We start from the raw sequence: 17991 nt of genomic DNA on the forward strand, positions 1-17991 counted from the left end.
ATTATCCTGCTGAATAGTTATTTCACCGCGAACGTGCTGTCCAGTTTGCTGTAACCCAGTCCGTTGATCTTCTTCACTTTGATCTGCACAGGAATACGCTCTTTCATCGCTTCAACGTGGCTAATCACGCCGATAGTTTTACCACTGGCGTTCAGGGCATCCAGCGCATCAAGGGCGGTATCCAGCGTCTCGCTATCCAGCGTGCCGAAACCTTCATCGAGGAATAACGAGTCAATGCGCGTTTTATGGCTGACCAGATCCGAAAGCGCCAGCGCCAGTGCCAGACTGACGAGAAAACTCTCGCCGCCGGAAAGCGTTCGGGTATCGCGTACTGCATCTGCCTGCCAGGTATCGACAACCTCGACTTCCAGCGCCTCGCTGGCTTTACGCTGTAACAAATAGCGCCCGTGCAGACGGGTAAGTTGCTGGTTAGCGAGATGAACTAAATTATCCAGCGTCAGTCCCTGGGCAAACTTACGGAATTTATCGCCCTCTTTGGAGCCAATCAGCGAATTGAGATAACCCCAGTCTTCAACCTGCTGTGTTGTCTGGGCAATTTGCTGCATTAAGGTTTGTTGTTGCTGACGGTTATCTGCATCCTGTTTCAACTGCTGGCGAATTTCGCCCTGACTCGTGGTGTTTTCACGCAACTTTTGGTTAGTTTGCGCTAACTCTTGTTGAATCTGTTCCGTCGTCACAGTGAGATCCAACCCATCAGGCCGGTGTTGCTGATGCTGTGCCAGCGTTTCTGTTGTCTGAGTTGCCAGCGTTTGCGCCTGACGACGCTGGTTTTCCAGATTCTGCTTGAGCTGTTCCAGTTGCGTTAGTGTCTGTTCATCCATCAGTGCTGCAAGGAACGCCCTCTGATCGTCAAAGACGCTGGCCTGTAGCGCGGTGTCAAACTGCGCCTGGGCTTTTTGCAGACTTTGCGCCGCCAGAACTTCTTGTTGCTGCAAGGTTTGCCGCTGGCTTTGCAACGCGAGACATTGTTCATGAACTTGCCGCCAGTTTTCCAGCGTCACAGTAGCTTCGCTGTGTGGCAGTTCATCATTTTGCGGCAATGTGTCCAGAATCGGCGTCAGCTGTTGAATACGGTTTTGCAGCTCGGTTAATTCGTTCTGGCGCTGCTGCCAGCTCTGCGCTTCTTGCTGACGTGTTGCCAACCAGCTCTCTTCTTCATCTTCTTGTGGCAGTGCCAGTGCGTAACCCGTTAACGCCGCAGAGAGTTGCTGATGGCGTTGTTCAATCTGTTGTTGATACTGGATAATTTGCTGATTATGCGCGGCAATTTGCTCCTGCAATTCATGACGCTGATTTAGTAATTGCAGTTGCTTTTCATGCTCTTCCTGGGCGGCAAGCCATGGTTGAATATCGTCCTGCGGCTGCAAAGTGATACTGAGGCTGGCAGTTAGTGTATGCCATTCCTGAGTAAGTGCTTGCTCATCTTGTCGGAGGCTTTGTGCTTCGTTCTCATCCCTCTGAAGCTGCTTCGTTAAGGCGTCCAGTTGCCCACGTAGCGCCGCGCCTTCTTCACCGAGCTTTTTAACTTCATTTTCCAGCGCCAGTAATCGAGACTGATTAACGCCTGGTTCCAGCGTCCGATACGCCTCGACCGCCGGGTGGCTGGTGGAACCACAAAGCGGACAAGGCTGACCTGCCTGTAATTGCGCTCGCTGGGCTTCCAGCGTTTTAATGCGTGCTTCCTGTTCGCAAATGGTTTTGACATCGGCAAGCTGTTGCGTCTTCTCTTTATAACGTTGGCGCATTTCAGTGAGCGCGGCGTTACGCTGTGTCTGTTCCTGCGTAACGCTCTGAATAGCGGCCTGTAGCTGCGCCAGGCGTTTTTGCTGGGGAACAATTTGCCCATGTAGCGCGATCAGGCGCTGACGCAGCGGACGTTGTTCGGCATGTTGTGCCTGCGCAGCGGCAACTTCGGCGGCGGTTAAAGTTAAAGAGATCGCCGGAAGGGCATTAAGTTTTTGCTCTGCATGGGTTAATTGCTGTTGCCATTGCCGCAGATGCTTGCGATCGCTGGCCTGTTGGGCGAACTGCGCCCGCCAACCCGCCAGTTCGTTGTTCCACTGCCGGAAGCGGTCGTGTTCCTGTAACCACACATTCAGATTTTGTTGCTGCTGTTGTAATTCTGCCGACTGCTTCGCCGCGTGGTGACGAATGCTTGCGCGAAGCGCCATTGTGCGATGTAAGCGAGTATTTACTTCTTCAATCTGCTGGCGAGTATGCGCCAGCGCCGTATTGTGTTCTGCAATACGTTCCCAGTGCGGACGAAGATTTCGTGCGGGTTGTGCCAGACTGAGCGCCGCCAGTTGAGGTTGCGCTTTTTCTTCCTCGGCTAACGCCTGTTGCAGTGCCTGCTGACGGCGGCTGGCGTCTTTTTGCAATTCATCCAGACGCGTTAACCAGTTAAGCGATTGTTGTTCTTGCTGCTGTGTGGCGAGTAACTGTTTTTCTTCGTCAGTGAGTACCTGCAAACTTTCTGTCAGCGATTGCACCTGTTCTGGCGCTAATAATGCGACGCCGCTGGCCTGCGCTTGCAGCTTCTCCAGTTCAGTGCGAGCCGATTTATGTTGTTCAAAAACCATCGCGGAGATTTGCCCGTAGATTTCGGTGCCGGTTAACTCCTCCAGCAATTCCGCGCGCTCTTTCGGTTTGGCATTCAGGAAGGCAGCAAATTGCCCCTGCGAAAGCAGCATCGAACGGGTGAAACGCCCGTAATCCAGTCCGGTTAACGTCGCCGTTAATTCCAGCTTATCTTTCACTTTATCGGCGAGGATTTTGCCGTCTGCACAACGCGCCAGCTCTACGCGCGGCACCTGCAAATTACCGTCCGGCTGGTTACGTGCCCGATTCTGGCTCCAGAATGCGCGGTACGCTTCACCTTTCACTTCAAACTCCACTTCCGCCAGACATTCGGCGGTATCGCGGGTCATCAGATCATTTTGCGATTGTGAAACGTTGGAGAGGCGCGGAGTTTCGTGATACAGCGCCAGGCAGATGGCATCGAGCAGCGTGGTTTTCCCCGCGCCGGTTGGGCCGGTAATCGCAAACAGACCGTTGCTGGCGAACGGTTCTCGGGTGAAATCAATCTTCCATTCGCCTTTTAATGAGTTCAGGTTTTTCAGGCGCAGACTGAGAATTTTCATGCTTCGTGTTCTCCGGCGAGGGTCTGCAACGTCGTGGCGAAAAGATGTTGCAGGCGTTGATGCTGCGATTCATCAAGTTCTTCCAGTGCCAGGCGGCGATTAAACACCTCTTCGACGCTGAGTTCGCTGAGGGTTTCACGCTGTTGGTTGGCTAACACACGCTCGCGCTGTTCACGACTCCGGCGTACCAGCAATACTTCGACAGGCAATGATTCGGTTAATGCCTGGATTTTGCGCTGAATATCATGCAGATACTCATCGGTAGTGATTTCAATATCCAGCCAGACAGGTGGCTCCTGTGGCACATCGCGCCATTGTTCAAGCTGTTCGGTAATCGACGCCAAATCGCCTTTCAGCACCGCCATCGGTTGCGTTACCGGTACGTTCAGGTTTTCTACGCTCTCTAATTTGCCGTTTGAAAAAGTCACCAGATGGACATATTTACTCTTACCGCATTCATCAAAACTCAGTGGAATGGGGGAACCGCAATAGCGAACATGTTCCATGCCGCCAATAATCTGCGCGCGGTGAATATGCCCGAGTGCGATGTAGTCGGCTGGCGGAAAGTTTTGTGCCGGAAACGCGTCCAGCGTGCCAATATAAATGTCACGCACGGCGTCACTTTTACTGGCACCCACGGTCGTTAAATGCCCCGTGGCGATGATGGGCAGAGGCTGATCGCCGCGCAGTTTGCAGGCATCGGCATAGTGTTGTTGATAATAATCAGTAATAGCTGCCAGCAAATGCTGCTGTTTTTCAATGCCGTTAAGCCCCGCCTGGCTGGTAATAATGTCACGCGGGCGTAAAAAAGGAATGGGGCACAGCACTGCGCCCGGTGTCCCGTCGCGACGAGGCAAGATTTGCGGCGCATGTCCGGCGCTGGCGACGACGGTAGTATTGAGGAACGCCATGATATCGCGCGATTCATTCAGCGTGGCGACCGAGTCATGGTTTCCCGCCAGTACCACCAGATGACAGCCAGTTTGCTGTAAATTCACAACAAAACGGTTGTATAACGTGCGGGCGTAACTGGGCGGCGAGCCGGTATCGAAAACATCACCGGCAACAATAATCGCATCCACCTGATGGGTTTGTGCTGTCTCCAGCAGCCAGTCAAGAAAAGCCTGATGTTCAGCTTCGCGGCTTTTACTGTAGAAATTCTGGCCGAGATGCCAGTCTGAGGTGTGAAGGATGCGCATAACGATTCCCTGGCGAAAAAGCATGGGCGCGATTATACCCAAACAGATGTGTCATTTGCTTTTTTCTGCGCCACGGAAATCAATAACCTGAAGATATGTGCGACGCGCTTTTCATAAATCTGTCATAAATCTGACGCATAATGGCGTCGCATTAATGATCGCAACCTATTTATTACAACAGGGCAAATCATGGCGAGACGTATTCTGGTCGTAGAAGATGAAGCTCCAATTCGCGAAATGGTCTGCTTCGTGCTCGAGCAAAATGGCTTTCAGCCGGTCGAAGCGGAAGATTATGACAGTGCTGTGAATCAACTGAATGAACCCTGGCCGGATTTGATTCTCCTCGACTGGATGTTACCCGGCGGCTCCGGTATCCAGTTCATCAAACACCTCAAGCGCGAGTCGATGACCCGGGATATTCCGGTGGTGATGCTGACCGCCAGAGGGGAAGAAGAAGATCGCGTGCGCGGCCTTGAAACCGGCGCGGATGACTATATCACCAAGCCGTTTTCGCCGAAGGAGCTGGTAGCGCGAATCAAAGCGGTAATGCGCCGTATTTCGCCAATGGCGGTGGAAGAGGTGATCGAGATGCAGGGGCTAAGTCTTGATCCAACTTCTCACCGGGTGATGGCTGGCGAAGAACCGCTGGAGATGGGGCCGACTGAATTTAAACTGCTGCACTTTTTTATGACCCATCCTGAGCGCGTGTACAGCCGCGAGCAGCTGTTAAACCACGTCTGGGGAACCAACGTGTATGTGGAAGATCGTACGGTCGATGTCCACATTCGTCGCCTGCGTAAAGCACTGGAACCCGGCGGGCATGACCGCATGGTGCAGACCGTGCGCGGTACAGGATATCGTTTTTCAACCCGCTTTTAACGCCTTGCTCATCGGACGCAGAGCAGGGCTTATGATTTCATAACTGGAGTATCTTACGTGCTGGAACGGCTGTCGTGGAAAAGGCTGGTGCTGGAGCTGCTACTTTGCTGCCTCCCGGCTTTCATCCTGGGTGCATTTTTTGGTTACCTGCCCTGGTTTTTGCTGGCATCGGTAACGGGACTGCTTATCTGGCATTTCTGGAATTTATTGCGCCTTTCATGGTGGCTGTGGGTGGATCGCAGTATGACCCCGCCACCGGGGCGTGGTAGCTGGGAACCGCTACTATACGGCTTACACCAGATGCAGCTGCGAAACAAAAAACGCCGCCGTGAACTGGGCAATCTGATTAAACGCTTTCGTAGCGGTGCGGAGTCGTTGCCCGACGCGGTGGTGCTGACCACAGAAGAGGGCGGTATTTTCTGGTGTAACGGACTGGCGCAACAGATTCTAGGCCTGCGCTGGCCGGAAGATAACGGGCAGAATATCCTTAACCTGCTGCGTTACCCGGAGTTTACGCAATATCTGAAAACGCGTGATTTTTCTCGCCCGCTCAATCTGGTGCTCAACACCGGGCGGCATCTGGAAATTCGCGTCATGCCTTATACCCATAAACAGTTGCTGATGGTGGCGCGTGATGTCACGCAAATGCATCAACTGGAAGGTGCGCGGCGTAACTTTTTTGCCAACGTGAGCCATGAGTTACGTACGCCATTGACGGTGTTACAGGGTTACCTGGAGATGATGGATGAGCAACCGCTGGAAGGCGCGGTACGCGAAAAAGCGTTGCACACCATGCGCGAGCAGACTCAGCGGATGGAAGGGCTGGTGAAGCAGTTGCTGACGCTGTCGAAAATTGAAGCTGCACCGACGCAGTTGCTCAATGAAAAGGTGGATGTGCCGATGATGCTGCGCGTTGTTGAGCGCGAGGCTCAGACTCTGAGTCAGAAAAAACAGACATTTACCTTTGAGATAGATAACGGCCTCAAGGTGTCTGGCAACGAAGATCAGCTACGCAGTGCGATTTCGAACCTGGTCTATAACGCCGTGAATCATACTCCAGAAGGCACGCATATCACCGTACGCTGGCAGCGAGTGCCGCACGGTGCCGAATTTAGCGTTGAAGATAACGGGCCGGGCATCGCACCGGAACATATACCGCGCCTGACCGAGCGTTTTTATCGTGTAGACAAAGCGCGTTCCCGACAAACCGGCGGTAGTGGGCTGGGGTTAGCAATTGTTAAACATGCGGTGAATCATCACGAAAGCCGCCTGCATATTGAGAGTACGGTAGGTAAAGGTACGCGTTTCAGTTTTGTTCTGCCGGAACGTTTAATTGCCAAAAACAGCAATTAATCTGCCTTTGTCATTTTTTGTTGCCATAAGCCAGCCGATGCTGGCTTTTTTTCTTTGCAGTCAAAAGATGGACGCTAAATTTTTACAACGGCTGGTGATTTTTTGTTCGCATGATAAGCCATATCTTTTTCACGGAAATAGTGTTTTATACTGGTTGGTGATTTCTTATCGTTATATCCCTCTGGTTTTTAGATCCCTTCTTGCTTTAAAACGTTATAAGCGTTTAAATTGCGCTTCAGGTGCTGTCATACTGACTGCATTCACGCGGTAAATCGAAAAACTATTCTTCGCCGCGCCTGGTTGGGAGTATTTCCCGCTAAAATTGTTTAAATATACCGCTGTATCATCCCCAGGGATTGGCACAAAAATTTAACGTTACAACACCACATCCACAGGCAGTATGATTTATGACCCATCAATTAAGATCGCGCGATATCATCGCTCTGGGCTTTATGACATTTGCGTTGTTCGTCGGCGCAGGTAACATTATTTTCCCTCCTATGGTCGGCTTGCAGGCAGGCGAACACGTCTGGACTGCGGCATTCGGCTTCCTTATTACTGCCGTTGGTCTGCCGGTATTAACCGTGGTGGCGCTGGCGAAAGTTGGCGGCGGTGTTGACAGCCTCAGCACGCCAATCGGTAAAGTTGCAGGCGTACTGCTGGCAACGGTTTGCTACCTGGCTGTGGGGCCGCTGTTCGCCACGCCGCGTACAGCCACCGTCTCCTTTGAAGTGGGGATTGCGCCGCTGACGGGGGATTCCGCACTGCCGCTGTTTATCTACAGCCTGGTCTATTTCGCTATCGTTATTCTGGTTTCGCTCTATCCGGGCAAACTGCTGGATACCGTGGGCAACTTCCTTGCGCCGCTGAAAATTATCGCGCTGGTCATCCTGTCTGTTGCCGCGATTGTCTGGCCTGCGGGTTCTATCAGCACGGCGACTGAGGCTTATCAAAACGCTGCGTTTTCTAACGGCTTCGTCAACGGCTATCTGACAATGGATACGCTGGGCGCAATGGTGTTTGGTATCGTTATTGTTAACGCGGCGCGTTCTCGTGGCGTTACCGAAGCGCGTCTGCTGACCCGTTATACCGTCTGGGCTGGCCTGATGGCGGGTGTCGGTCTGACTCTGCTTTACCTGGCGCTGTTCCGTCTGGGTTCAGATAGTGCGTCTCTGGTTGATCAGTCAGCAAACGGTGCGGCTATTCTGCACGCTTATGTTCAACACACCTTTGGCGGCGGCGGTAGCTTCCTGCTGGCGGCGTTAATCTTCATCGCTTGCCTGGTCACGGCGGTTGGCCTGACCTGCGCCTGCGCAGAGTTCTTTGCCCAGTACGTACCACTCTCTTACCGTACGCTGGTATTTATCCTCGGCGGCTTCTCGATGGTGGTGTCTAACCTCGGTTTGAGCCAATTGATTCAGATCTCTGTACCGGTGCTGACTGCCATTTATCCGCCGTGTATCGCACTGGTTGTATTAAGTTTTACACGCTCATGGTGGCATAATTCGTCCCGCGTGATTGCTCCGCCGATGTTTATCAGCCTGCTTTTTGGTATTCTCGACGGGATCAAAGCATCTGCATTCAGCGATATCTTACCGTCCTGGGCGCAGCGTTTACCGCTGGCCGAACAAGGTCTGGCGTGGTTAATGCCAACAGTGGTGATGGTGGTTCTGGCCATTATCTGGGATCGCGCGGCAGGTCGTCAGGTGACCTCCAGCGCCCACTAAATCACTGAAAATTTGTTTTAACCACGGGGCTGCGATGCCCCGTGGTTTTTTTATTGTGTTGATGGGTTAGGAATTGATGGAAAGTAAGAACAAGCTAAAGCGTGGGCTAAGTACCCGACACATACGCTTTATGGCACTGGGGTCAGCAATCGGCACCGGGCTGTTTTACGGTTCGGCAGATGCCATCAAAATGGCCGGTCCGAGCGTGTTGTTGGCCTATATTATTGGCGGGGTCGCGGCATATATCATTATGCGTGCGCTGGGGGAAATGTCGGTACATAACCCGGCTGCCAGCTCTTTCTCGCGTTATGCGCAGGAAAACCTCGGTCCGCTGGCAGGTTATATCACCGGCTGGACCTACTGCTTTGAAATCCTTATTGTCGCCATTGCCGATGTGACCGCTTTCGGTATCTATATGGGCGTCTGGTTCCCGACGGTGCCGCACTGGATTTGGGTGTTGAGCGTGGTGCTGATTATTTGCGCCATCAACCTGATGAGCGTGAAAGTGTTCGGCGAACTGGAGTTCTGGTTCTCATTCTTTAAAGTTGCCACCATTATCATCATGATTGTCGCCGGTTTCGGCATCATCATCTGGGGGATTGGCAACGGCGGACAACCGACGGGTATCCATAACCTGTGGAGCAATGGCGGCTTCTTCAGTAACGGCTGGCTTGGCATGGTGATGTCGTTACAAATGGTGATGTTTGCCTACGGTGGGATCGAAATTATCGGGATTACCGCCGGTGAAGCGAAAGATCCTGAGAAATCTATTCCGCGTGCGATTAACTCCGTGCCGATGCGTATTCTGGTGTTCTATGTTGGTACGCTGTTCGTCATTATGTCTATCTACCCGTGGAATCAGGTTGGCACTGCCGGTAGCCCGTTCGTGCTGACGTTCCAGCATATGGGCATTACCTTTGCTGCCAGCATTCTTAACTTTGTTGTGCTGACCGCTTCGCTGTCGGCAATTAACAGTGATGTATTTGGCGTAGGCCGTATGCTCCACGGTATGGCAGAGCAGGGCAGCGCGCCGAAAATTTTCAGCAAAACGTCGCGTCGCGGTATTCCGTGGGTTACGGTGCTGGTGATGACTACCGCGCTGCTGTTTGCGGTGTATCTGAACTACATCATGCCGGAAAACGTCTTCCTGGTGATCGCTTCGCTGGCAACCTTCGCCACGGTGTGGGTGTGGATTATGATCCTGCTGTCGCAAATTGCCTTCCGTCGCCGTTTGCCGCCAGAAGAAGTTAAGGCGCTGAAATTTAAAGTGCCGGGTGGGGTAGCAACGACCATCGGCGGGCTGATTTTCCTGCTCTTTATTATCGGGTTGATTGGTTATCACCCTGATACGCGTATCTCGCTGTACGTTGGTTTCGCGTGGATTGTTGTGCTGTTGATTGGCTGGATGTTTAAGCGTCGCCACGATCGTCAGCTGGCTGAAAACCAGTAATCCTTGCGTTCTGTAAGCCGGTTCAGGAGGAAATCCTGATCCGGCTATTCCGAAAGTTATCCGCCCCCGTCCTACTCCCCCAAATATCCTTCAGATGATGAGTGATCCTGCATTAGGCTATGGCAAGGTGATCAGATTTTCATCACAGGGGAGTTATGATGTTAAATGCATGGCACCTGCCGGTGCCCCCATTTGTTAAACAAAGCAAAGATCAACTGCTCATTACACTGTGGCTGACGGGCGAAGACCCACCGCAGCGCATTATGCTGCGCACAGAAAACGATAACGAAGAAACGTCAGTACCAATGCACAAACTGCGTAGTCAGCCGCAGCCAGGCGTCACCGCATGGCGTGCGGCGATTGATCTCTCCAGCGGACAACCCCGGCGGCGTTACGGTTTCAAACTGCTGTGGCACGATCGCCAGCGTTGGTTTACACCGCAGGGCTTCAGCCGAATGCCGCCGGCACGACTGGAGCAGTTTGCCGTCGATGTACCGGATATCGGCCCACAATGGGCTGCGGATCAGATTTTTTATCAGATCTTCCCTGATCGTTTCGCGCGTAGTCTTCCTCGTGAAGCAGAACAGGATCATGTCTATTACCATCACGCAGCCGGACAAGAGATCATCTTGCGTGACTGGGATGAACCGGTCACGGCGCAGGCGGGCGGATCAACGTTCTATGGCGGCGATCTGGACGGTATCAGCGAAAAACTGCCGTATCTGAAAAAACTCGGCGTGACGGCGCTGTATCTTAATCCGGTGTTCAAAGCTCCCAGCGTGCATAAATACGATACCGAAGATTATCGCCACGTTGACCCGCAGTTTGGCGGCGACGGAGCATTGCTGCGCTTACGCCACAATACACAGCAACAGGGAATGCGGCTGGTACTGGACGGCGTGTTTAACCACAGTGGCGATTCCCATGCCTGGTTTGACAGGCATAATCGAGGAGCGGGTGGCGCTTGTCACAACCCCGAATCGCCCTGGCGTGACTGGTACTCGTTTAGTGATGATGGCACGGCGCTCGACTGGCTGGGCTATGCCAGCCTGCCAAAGCTGGATTATCAGTCGGAAAGTCTGGTGAATGAAATTTATCGCGGCGAAGACAGCATTGTCCGCCACTGGCTGAAAGCACCGTGGAATATGGACGGTTGGCGGCTGGATGTAGTGCATATGCTGGGGGAAGCGGGTGGGGCGCGTAATAATTTGCAGCACGTCGCAGGGATCACCGAAGCGGCGAAAGAAACATTACCGGAAGCCTATATTGTTGGCGAGCATTTTGGCGATGCGCGGCAATGGCTGCAGGCTGATGTGGAAGATGCGGCCATGAACTATCGCGGCTTTACTTTCCCGTTGTGGGGATTTCTCGCCAATACCGACATCTCTTACGATCCGCAGCAGATTGACGCACGAACCTGTATGGCCTGGATGGATAATTATCGTGCCGGCCTTTCTCATCAACAGCAATTGCGTATGTTTAATCAGCTCGATAGCCACGATACTGCGCGATTTAAAACCTTGCTCGGTCGGGATGTTGCGCGCCTGCCGCTGGCGGTGGTCTGGCTGCTCACCTGGCCTGGCGTGCCCTGTATTTATTACGGTGATGAAGTGGGGCTGGATGGCAATAACGATCCATTTTGCCGCAAGCCATTCCCGTGGCAGCCGGAAAAACAAGATGCGGAGCTATTTTCGCTGTATCAGCGAATGATTGCGCTGCGTAAGAAGAGCCAGGCACTGCGTCGTGGTGGCTGTCAGGTGCTGTACGCGGAAGATAACGTGGTGGTGTTTGTGCGCGTGCTAAATCAGCAGCGTGTGCTGGTGGCGATCAACCGTGGCGACGCCTGTGAAGTAGTGCTGCCCGCATCGCCGTTGCTTAATGTCGCGCAATGGCAACGTAAAGAAGGTCACGGGCAACTGGCGGATGGCATTTTGACATTGCCTGCGATATCGGCGACGGTGTGGATGAATTAACGCCTTATAACGTCTTGTTCGACGCCTGCGCCATCATCCGGGGATAAAACTGCCAGAAGCGGGTTTCAAGGGCATCGTAATGGGCGTCTAAATCGTACCAGGAGTCACGCAGGGCATCCAGGCGTGGACGACGGCTTGCCATACCGTTTAACACGCTCTGGATGAAATCCATATCGCGATAACGCACCAGCCACTGCTCTGACCATAAGTAGTTGTTCAGATTGATAAAGCGTGGTGGGGAGTCCGGTAAAATCGTCATCACTTGTTCGCGGGCATAACAGACAAATTCCTCTAGCGGAAAATTGGGTGAGAGCTGCGACCAGTGGCGGGAAAGAAAATGATCCCACATGACATCCAGCGTGATAGGCGCAACCCGGCGGGTTTCACTACGAAACCACTCCCGCGCTTCGCGGACTTCCGGCAGATTGTCGGTTAATACGTCGATTCGCCGATGCATATGAATACCAGCCACGACGTCGGGTGGATAAATTTCATCGGGGTTTCCGCGAACGAAATCTGCCAGTAAGTTGCCAGAAAGCGAGCTTTCAGCGAGATGGGCTAAATGCAGGTGAGCTAAAAAATTCATCGATTATATTCTATCCAAATGGGGGTAAAGGTTGCAGGGAGAGCGCCCCGGCACTAGACTACCCGCCTCTTATTTTAGTCTGAGTCAGTGTCATGCGCGTTACCGATTTCTCCTTTGAATTGCCCGAATCCCTGATTGCCCACTATCCCATGCCTGAACGCAGTAGCTGTCGTTTACTGTCGCTGGACGGGCCAACGGGCGCGCTGACGCACGGTACTTTCACTGATTTACTCGATAAGCTCAACCCCGGCGATCTTCTGGTTTTTAACAATACCCGCGTGATCCCGGCACGCCTGTTTGGGCGTAAAGCCAGCGGCGGCAAGATTGAAGTGCTGGTTGAGCGGATGCTCGATGACAAACGCATTCTTGCGCATATTCGCGCTTCGAAAGCACCAAAGCCAGGCACTGAACTGCTGCTGGGCGATGACGAAAGCATTAAAGCAACAATGACTGCCCGCCACGGCGCATTGTTTGAAGTCGAATTTAATGATGACCGCTCGGTACTGGGTATTCTCAACAGCATCGGTCATATGCCGTTGCCTCCGTACATCGACCGTCCAGACGAAGATGCCGACCGCGAACTTTATCAAACGGTTTATAGCGAAAAACCGGGCGCGGTAGCAGCGCCGACAGCCGGACTGCATTTTGACGAACCTTTGCTTGAAAAATTGCGCGCCAAAGGCGTGGAGATGGCATTTGTGACCTTGCACGTTGGCGCGGGCACCTTCCAGCCGGTACGCGTTGACACTATTGAAGATCACATCATGCACTCGGAATACGCTGAAGTGCCGCAGGAGGTGGTTGATGCGGTGCTGGCAGCGAAAGCGCGCGGAAATCGGGTGATTGCGGTTGGCACCACCTCTGTACGCTCTCTGGAGAGCGCAGCACAGGCGGCGAAAAAAGATCTCATCGAACCGTTCTTTGACGATACCCAAATCTTTATCTATCCGGGCTTCCAGTACAAAGTGGTCGATGCGCTGGTGACTAACTTCCACCTGCCAGAGTCGACGCTGATTATGCTGGTTTCGGCATTTGCCGGTTACCAACACACGATGAACGCCTATAAAGCGGCGGTAGAAGAGAAATATCGCTTTTTTAGTTACGGTGATGCGATGTTTATCACGTACAATCCGCAGGCAATTAATGAGCGCGTCGGGGAGTAATTCTGCGGCGCTGGTTTAAACGTTGGACTGTTTTTCTGACGTAGTGGAGAAAAAATGAAATTTGAACTGGATACCACCGACGGTCGCGCACGCCGTGGTCGCCTGGTTTTCGATCGTGGCGTAGTGGAAACGCCTTGTTTTATGCCTGTTGGCACCTACGGCACCGTAAAAGGGATGACGCCGGAAGAAGTTGAAGCGACCGGCGCACAGATTATCCTTGGTAACACTTTCCACCTGTGGTTACGCCCGGGTCAGGAAATCATGAAGCTGCATGGCGATCTGCACGATTTCATGCAATGGAAAGGCCCAATCCTCACCGATTCCGGTGGTTTCCAGGTCTTCAGCCTTGGCGATATCCGTAAAATCACCGAACAGGGCGTACACTTCCGTAACCCGATCAACGGCGATCCGATTTTCCTCGATCCCGAAAAATCGATGGAGATTCAGTACGATCTTGGTTCAGATATCGTCATGATTTTTGACGAGTGTACGCCATATCCTGCTGACTGGGATTACGCTAAACGTTCGATGGAGATGTCTCTGCGTTGGGCGAAGCGTAGCCGTGAGCGTTTTGATAGCCTCGGTAACAAAAATGCGCTGTTTGGTATCATTCAGGGTAGCGTTTACGAAGATTTACGTGATATCTCTGTTAAAGGTCTGGTAGATATCGGTTTTGATGGCTACGCTGTCGGCGGTCTGGCTGTGGGTGAGCCGAAAGCAGATATGCACCGCATTCTGGAGCATGTGTGCCCGCAAATACCGGCAGACAAACCGCGTTACCTGATGGGCGTGGGTAAACCAGAAGATCTGGTTGAAGGCGTGCGTCGCGGTATCGATATGTTTGACTGCGTAATGCCAACACGTAATGCGCGTAACGGTCATCTGTTCGTGACCGATGGCGTGGTGAAAATCCGCAATGCGAAGTATAAGAGCGACACAGGGCCGCTCGATCCTGAGTGTGATTGCTACACCTGTCGCAATTATTCACGTGCCTACTTGCATCATCTCGACCGTTGCAACGAAATATTAGGCGCGCGACTCAACACCATTCATAACCTTCGTTACTACCAGCGTTTGATGGCGGGTTTACGCAAGGCTATTGAAGAGGGTAAATTAGAGAGCTTCGTAGCTGATTTTTACCAGCGTCAGGGGCGAGAAGTACCACCTTTGAACGTTGATTAATATTAATAATGAGGGAAATTTAATGAGCTTTTTTATTTCTGATGCGGTAGCGGCAACGGGTGCACCGGCACAAGGTAGCCCGATGTCTTTGATTTTGATGCTGGTGGTATTCGGTCTGATTTTCTATTTCATGATCCTGCGCCCACAGCAGAAGCGCACCAAAGAACACAAAAAGCTGATGGACTCCATTGCTAAAGGTGATGAAGTGCTGACGAACGGTGGCCTGGTTGGTCGCGTAACCAAAGTAGCGGAAAACGGCTACATTGCTATCGCGCTGAATGACACCACTGAAGTAGTTATTAAACGTGACTTCGTAGCTGCCGTTCTGCCGAAAGGCACCATGAAGGCGCTGTAATTAAAATTTTTCCCTAAGGGAATTGCCGTGTTAAACCGTTATCCTTTGTGGAAGTACGTCATGCTGATCGTGGTGATTGTCATCGGTCTGCTGTATGCGCTTCCCAACCTGTTTGGTGAGGATCCGGCTGTTCAGATCACTGGTGCGCGCGGAGTCGCCGCCAGTGAGCAAACGCTGATCCAGGTCCAGAAAACGTTACAAGAAGAAAAAATAACTGCTAAGTCTGTGGCACTGGAAGAGGGCGCTATTCTTGCGCGCTTCGACTCCACTGATACCCAACTGCGCGCTCGTGAAGCATTAATGGGCGTTATGGGTGACAAATACGTCGTGGCGCTTAACCTTGCCCCGGCAACGCCGCGCTGGCTGGCAGCTATTCACGCTGAGCCGATGAAGCTCGGTCTTGACCTGCGTGGCGGCGTTCACTTCCTGATGGAAGTGGATATGGACACCGCGCTTGGCAAGCTCCAGGAACAAAATATCGATAGCCTGCGCAGCGACCTGCGCGAAAAAGGCATCCCGTATACCACCGTTCGTAAAGAAAACAACTACGGCCTGAGCATTACCTTCCGTGACTCTAATGCGCGTGATGAAGCCATTGCGTATCTGAGCAAGCGTCATCCTGATCTGGTGATTAGCAGTCAGGGCAGCAACCAGTTGCGCGCGGTAATGAGCGATGCACGTCTGAGCGAAGCGCGTGAATATGCGGTGCAGCAGAACATCAACATTCTGCGTAACCGTGTAAACCAGCTTGGTGTTGCTGAGCCAGTGGTACAGCGCCAGGGCGCTGACCGTATCGTTGTTGAACTGCCGGGTATCCAGGATACCGCTCGCGCGAAAGAGATTCTGGGCGCGACGGCAACGCTGGAATTCCGTCTGGTAAACACCAACGTTGACCAGGCCGCTGCCGCGTCTGGCCGCGTACCGGGTGACTCTGAAGTGAAACAGACCCGCGAAGGTCAGCCGGTTGTGCTGTACAAACGCGTGATCCTGACCGGTGACCATATCACCGACTCCACTTCCAGCCAGGACGAATACAACCAACCGCAGGTTAACATCTCGCTCGACAGCGCAGGTGGCAACATCATGTCTAACTTCACTAAGGACAACATCGGTAAACCGATGGCGACCCTGTTTGTGGAGTACAAAGACAGCGGTAAGAAAGACGCAAACGGTCGTGCTGTACTGGTTAAGCAGGAAGAGGTGATTAACATCGCTAATATCCAGTCTCGTCTGGGTAACAGCTTCCGTATCACTGGCATCAACAACCCGAACGAAGCTCGTCAGCTGTCACTTCTGCTGCGTGCTGGTGCATTGATCGCGCCAATTCAGATTGTTGAAGAACGTACCATTGGCCCGACTCTGGGTATGCAGAACATTGAACAGGGGCTGGAGGCGTGTCTCGCCGGTCTGCTGGTTTCTATTCTGTTCATGATCCTCTTCTATAAGAAGTTTGGTCTGATTGCGACCAGTGCTCTGGTTGCCAACCTGATCTTGATCGTCGGTATTATGTCACTGTTGCCAGGTGCAACGCTGAGTATGCCGGGCATCGCGGGTATCGTCTTAACCCTTGCGGTGGCGGTCGATGCGAACGTACTGATCAACGAACGTATTAAAGAAGAGTTGAGCAACGGGCGTACTGTTCAGCAGGCAATTGATGAAGGTTATCGCGGTGCATTCAGTTCCATCTTTGATGCGAACATCACCACGTTGATTAAAGTCATCATCCTGTACGCAGTGGGAACCGGGGCAATTAAAGGGTTCGCGATTACTACCGGTATCGGTGTGGCAACGTCGATGTTTACCGCGATTGTTGGTACACGTGCCATCGTAAACCTGCTATATGGCGGCAAGCGCGTCAAGAAGCTGTCAATCTGAGGAGTGCGATGTGGCACAGGAATATACTGTTGAACAACTAAACCACGGCCGTAAAGTCTATGACTTTATGCGCTGGGACTACTGGGCTTTTGGCATCTCTGGTCTGCTGTTAATCGCCGCTATCGTCATTATGGGCGTGCGCGGCTTTAACTGGGGGCTGGATTTCACCGGTGGTACGGTTATTGAAATTACGCTCGAAAAGCCGGCTGAAATTGACGTAATGCGTGATGCATTGCAAAAAGCCGGTTTTGAAGAGCCGATGCTGCAAAACTTCGGTAGCAGCCATGACATCATGGTCCGTATGCCGCCAGCTGAAGGCGAAACGGGCGGTCAGGTACTGGGCAGCCAGGTTCTGAAGGTGATTAACGAATCCACCAATCAGAACGCGGCGGTGAAGCGTATTGAGTTCGTCGGTCCGAGCGTGGGGGCAGACCTTGCGCAAACCGGCGCAATGGCGCTGATGGCGGCGCTGCTGTCTATCCTTGTGTACGTAGGTTTCCGCTTTGAGTGGCGACTGGCGGCAGGGGTTGTTATCGCGCTGGCGCACGACGTTATCATTACGCTGGGTATTTTGTCGTTATTCCATATCGAGATTGACCTGACCATTGTGGCATCGTTGATGTCGGTTATCGGTTACTCGCTTAACGACAGTATCGTGGTATCGGACCGTATTCGTGAAAACTTCCGCAAGATCCGTCGTGGTACGCCTTACGAAATCTTTAACGTGTCCTTGACCCAGACGCTGCACCGTACCTTGATCACATCCGGTACTACCTTGATGGTTATCCTGATGCTGTATCTCTTTGGTGGTCCGGTACTGGAAGGTTTCTCGCTGACTATGCTTATCGGTGTTTCCATCGGTACGGCATCTTCCATCTATGTTGCATCGGCGCTGGCTCTGAAACTGGGCATGAAGCGTGAGCACATGCTGCAGCAGAAAGTGGAAAAAGAAGGGGCGGATCAACCGTCAATTCTGCCGTAAGTGTGTTTTAAAGTAGTTCAGTTAAAAACCGTGGCGTTTTTGCGCTGCGGTTTTTTTTGGTTATTGCATATTGAACTGAATACAGCTTTGGTTGTAGAAAGAGTTC

At 52.5% G+C, this 17991-nt stretch carries 13 protein-coding genes; 10 read left to right on the forward strand and 3 right to left on the reverse strand.

Going from position 1 to position 17991, the window contains the following annotated elements; all coding sequences use genetic code 11:
- Positions 1–17: 17 nt before the first annotated feature.
- Positions 18–3161, reverse strand: a complete 3144-nt coding sequence (sbcC, locus tag HEM79_RS04985) for an exonuclease subunit SbcC (RefSeq protein WP_176243057.1) — start codon at positions 3159–3161, stop codon at positions 18–20.
- Complete coding sequence (gene sbcD, locus HEM79_RS04990) at positions 3158–4360, reverse strand: exonuclease subunit SbcD (protein ID WP_176243056.1); 1203 nt, start codon at positions 4358–4360, stop codon at positions 3158–3160. Before sbcD ends, sbcC begins: the two co-directional genes overlap by 4 nt.
- A gap of 189 nt (positions 4361–4549) precedes the next feature.
- Here sbcD and phoB point away from each other — a divergent pair, with 189 nt between their 5' ends.
- From phoB to malZ, 5 genes are all read left to right on the forward strand, one after another.
- Positions 4550–5239 carry a phosphate response regulator transcription factor PhoB gene (gene phoB / locus HEM79_RS04995; protein ID WP_000113933.1) on the forward strand — a complete coding sequence of 230 codons (690 nt, stop codon included), beginning with the start codon at positions 4550–4552 and terminating at the stop codon, positions 5237–5239.
- Between the two features lie 57 nt (positions 5240–5296).
- A complete protein-coding gene (gene phoR / locus HEM79_RS05000) occupies positions 5297–6592 on the forward strand; it encodes a phosphate regulon sensor histidine kinase PhoR (RefSeq protein WP_176243055.1) in 1296 nt (431 codons plus the stop codon).
- Positions 6593–6999: 407 nt separating this feature from the next.
- Positions 7000–8319, forward strand: coding sequence for a branched-chain amino acid transporter carrier protein BrnQ (gene brnQ, locus HEM79_RS05005; protein WP_000149639.1), 1320 nt, complete (start codon positions 7000–7002; stop codon positions 8317–8319).
- Positions 8320–8395: 76 nt separating this feature from the next.
- Complete coding sequence (gene proY / locus HEM79_RS05010; protein WP_176243054.1) at positions 8396–9769, forward strand: proline-specific permease ProY; 1374 nt, start codon at positions 8396–8398, stop codon at positions 9767–9769.
- A 155-nt stretch (positions 9770–9924) separates the two neighbouring features.
- A complete protein-coding gene (gene malZ / locus HEM79_RS05015; RefSeq protein WP_176243053.1) occupies positions 9925–11742 on the forward strand; it encodes a maltodextrin glucosidase in 1818 nt (605 codons plus the stop codon).
- Between the two features lie 4 nt (positions 11743–11746).
- Here malZ and acpH read toward each other — a convergent pair whose 3' ends face one another.
- Positions 11747–12328 carry an ACP phosphodiesterase gene (acpH, locus tag HEM79_RS05020; protein WP_001009862.1) on the reverse strand — a complete coding sequence of 194 codons (582 nt, stop codon included), beginning with the start codon at positions 12326–12328 and terminating at the stop codon, positions 11747–11749.
- A gap of 92 nt (positions 12329–12420) precedes the next feature.
- Here acpH and queA point away from each other — a divergent pair, with 92 nt between their 5' ends.
- From queA to secF, 5 genes are read left to right on the forward strand one after another with little or no spacing between them, the layout of a single operon-like run.
- The gene (gene queA, locus HEM79_RS05025; RefSeq protein ID WP_176243052.1) at positions 12421–13491 is read left to right on the forward strand and encodes a tRNA preQ1(34) S-adenosylmethionine ribosyltransferase-isomerase QueA; all 1071 of its coding nucleotides are present in this window, start codon (positions 12421–12423) and stop codon (positions 13489–13491) included.
- A 54-nt stretch (positions 13492–13545) separates the two neighbouring features.
- Entirely contained in the window at positions 13546–14673 is a 1128-nt protein-coding gene (gene tgt / locus HEM79_RS05030) for a tRNA guanosine(34) transglycosylase Tgt (protein WP_000667317.1), read from the forward strand.
- 22 nt (positions 14674–14695) lie between these two features.
- Positions 14696–15028 (forward strand): preprotein translocase subunit YajC, encoded by a 333-nt coding sequence (gene yajC / locus HEM79_RS05035; RefSeq protein WP_000007629.1) that lies wholly within the window; start codon positions 14696–14698, stop codon positions 15026–15028.
- 27 nt (positions 15029–15055) lie between these two features.
- On the forward strand, positions 15056–16903 hold the full coding sequence (secD, locus tag HEM79_RS05040; RefSeq protein WP_000934830.1) for a protein translocase subunit SecD: 1848 nt from the start codon (positions 15056–15058) through the stop codon (positions 16901–16903).
- Between the two features lie 10 nt (positions 16904–16913).
- Complete coding sequence (gene secF / locus HEM79_RS05045; RefSeq protein ID WP_000046637.1) at positions 16914–17885, forward strand: protein translocase subunit SecF; 972 nt, start codon at positions 16914–16916, stop codon at positions 17883–17885.
- The last annotated feature ends 106 nt before the right edge of the window (positions 17886–17991 follow it).

This window comes from Escherichia sp. 93.0816 (genome assembly GCF_013368855.2).
Lineage (GTDB): Bacteria > Pseudomonadota > Gammaproteobacteria > Enterobacterales > Enterobacteriaceae > Escherichia > Escherichia ruysiae.

Coding starts and splice junctions, on each gene's coding strand:
- sbcD (WP_176243056.1), bottom strand. CDS start 4,360: ATGCGCATCCTTCACACCTCAGACTGGCATCTCGGCCAGAATTTCTAC.
- sbcC (WP_176243057.1), bottom strand. CDS start 3,161: ATGAAAATTCTCAGTCTGCGCCTGAAAAACCTGAACTCATTAAAAGGC.
- tgt (WP_000667317.1), top strand. CDS start 13,546: ATGAAATTTGAACTGGATACCACCGACGGTCGCGCACGCCGTGGTCGC.
- brnQ (WP_000149639.1), top strand. CDS start 7,000: ATGACCCATCAATTAAGATCGCGCGATATCATCGCTCTGGGCTTTATG.
- malZ (WP_176243053.1), top strand. CDS start 9,925: ATGATGTTAAATGCATGGCACCTGCCGGTGCCCCCATTTGTTAAACAA.
- phoB (WP_000113933.1), top strand. CDS start 4,550: ATGGCGAGACGTATTCTGGTCGTAGAAGATGAAGCTCCAATTCGCGAA.
- queA (WP_176243052.1), top strand. CDS start 12,421: ATGCGCGTTACCGATTTCTCCTTTGAATTGCCCGAATCCCTGATTGCC.
- proY (WP_176243054.1), top strand. CDS start 8,396: ATGGAAAGTAAGAACAAGCTAAAGCGTGGGCTAAGTACCCGACACATA.
- acpH (WP_001009862.1), bottom strand. CDS start 12,328: ATGAATTTTTTAGCTCACCTGCATTTAGCCCATCTCGCTGAAAGCTCG.
- yajC (WP_000007629.1), top strand. CDS start 14,696: ATGAGCTTTTTTATTTCTGATGCGGTAGCGGCAACGGGTGCACCGGCA.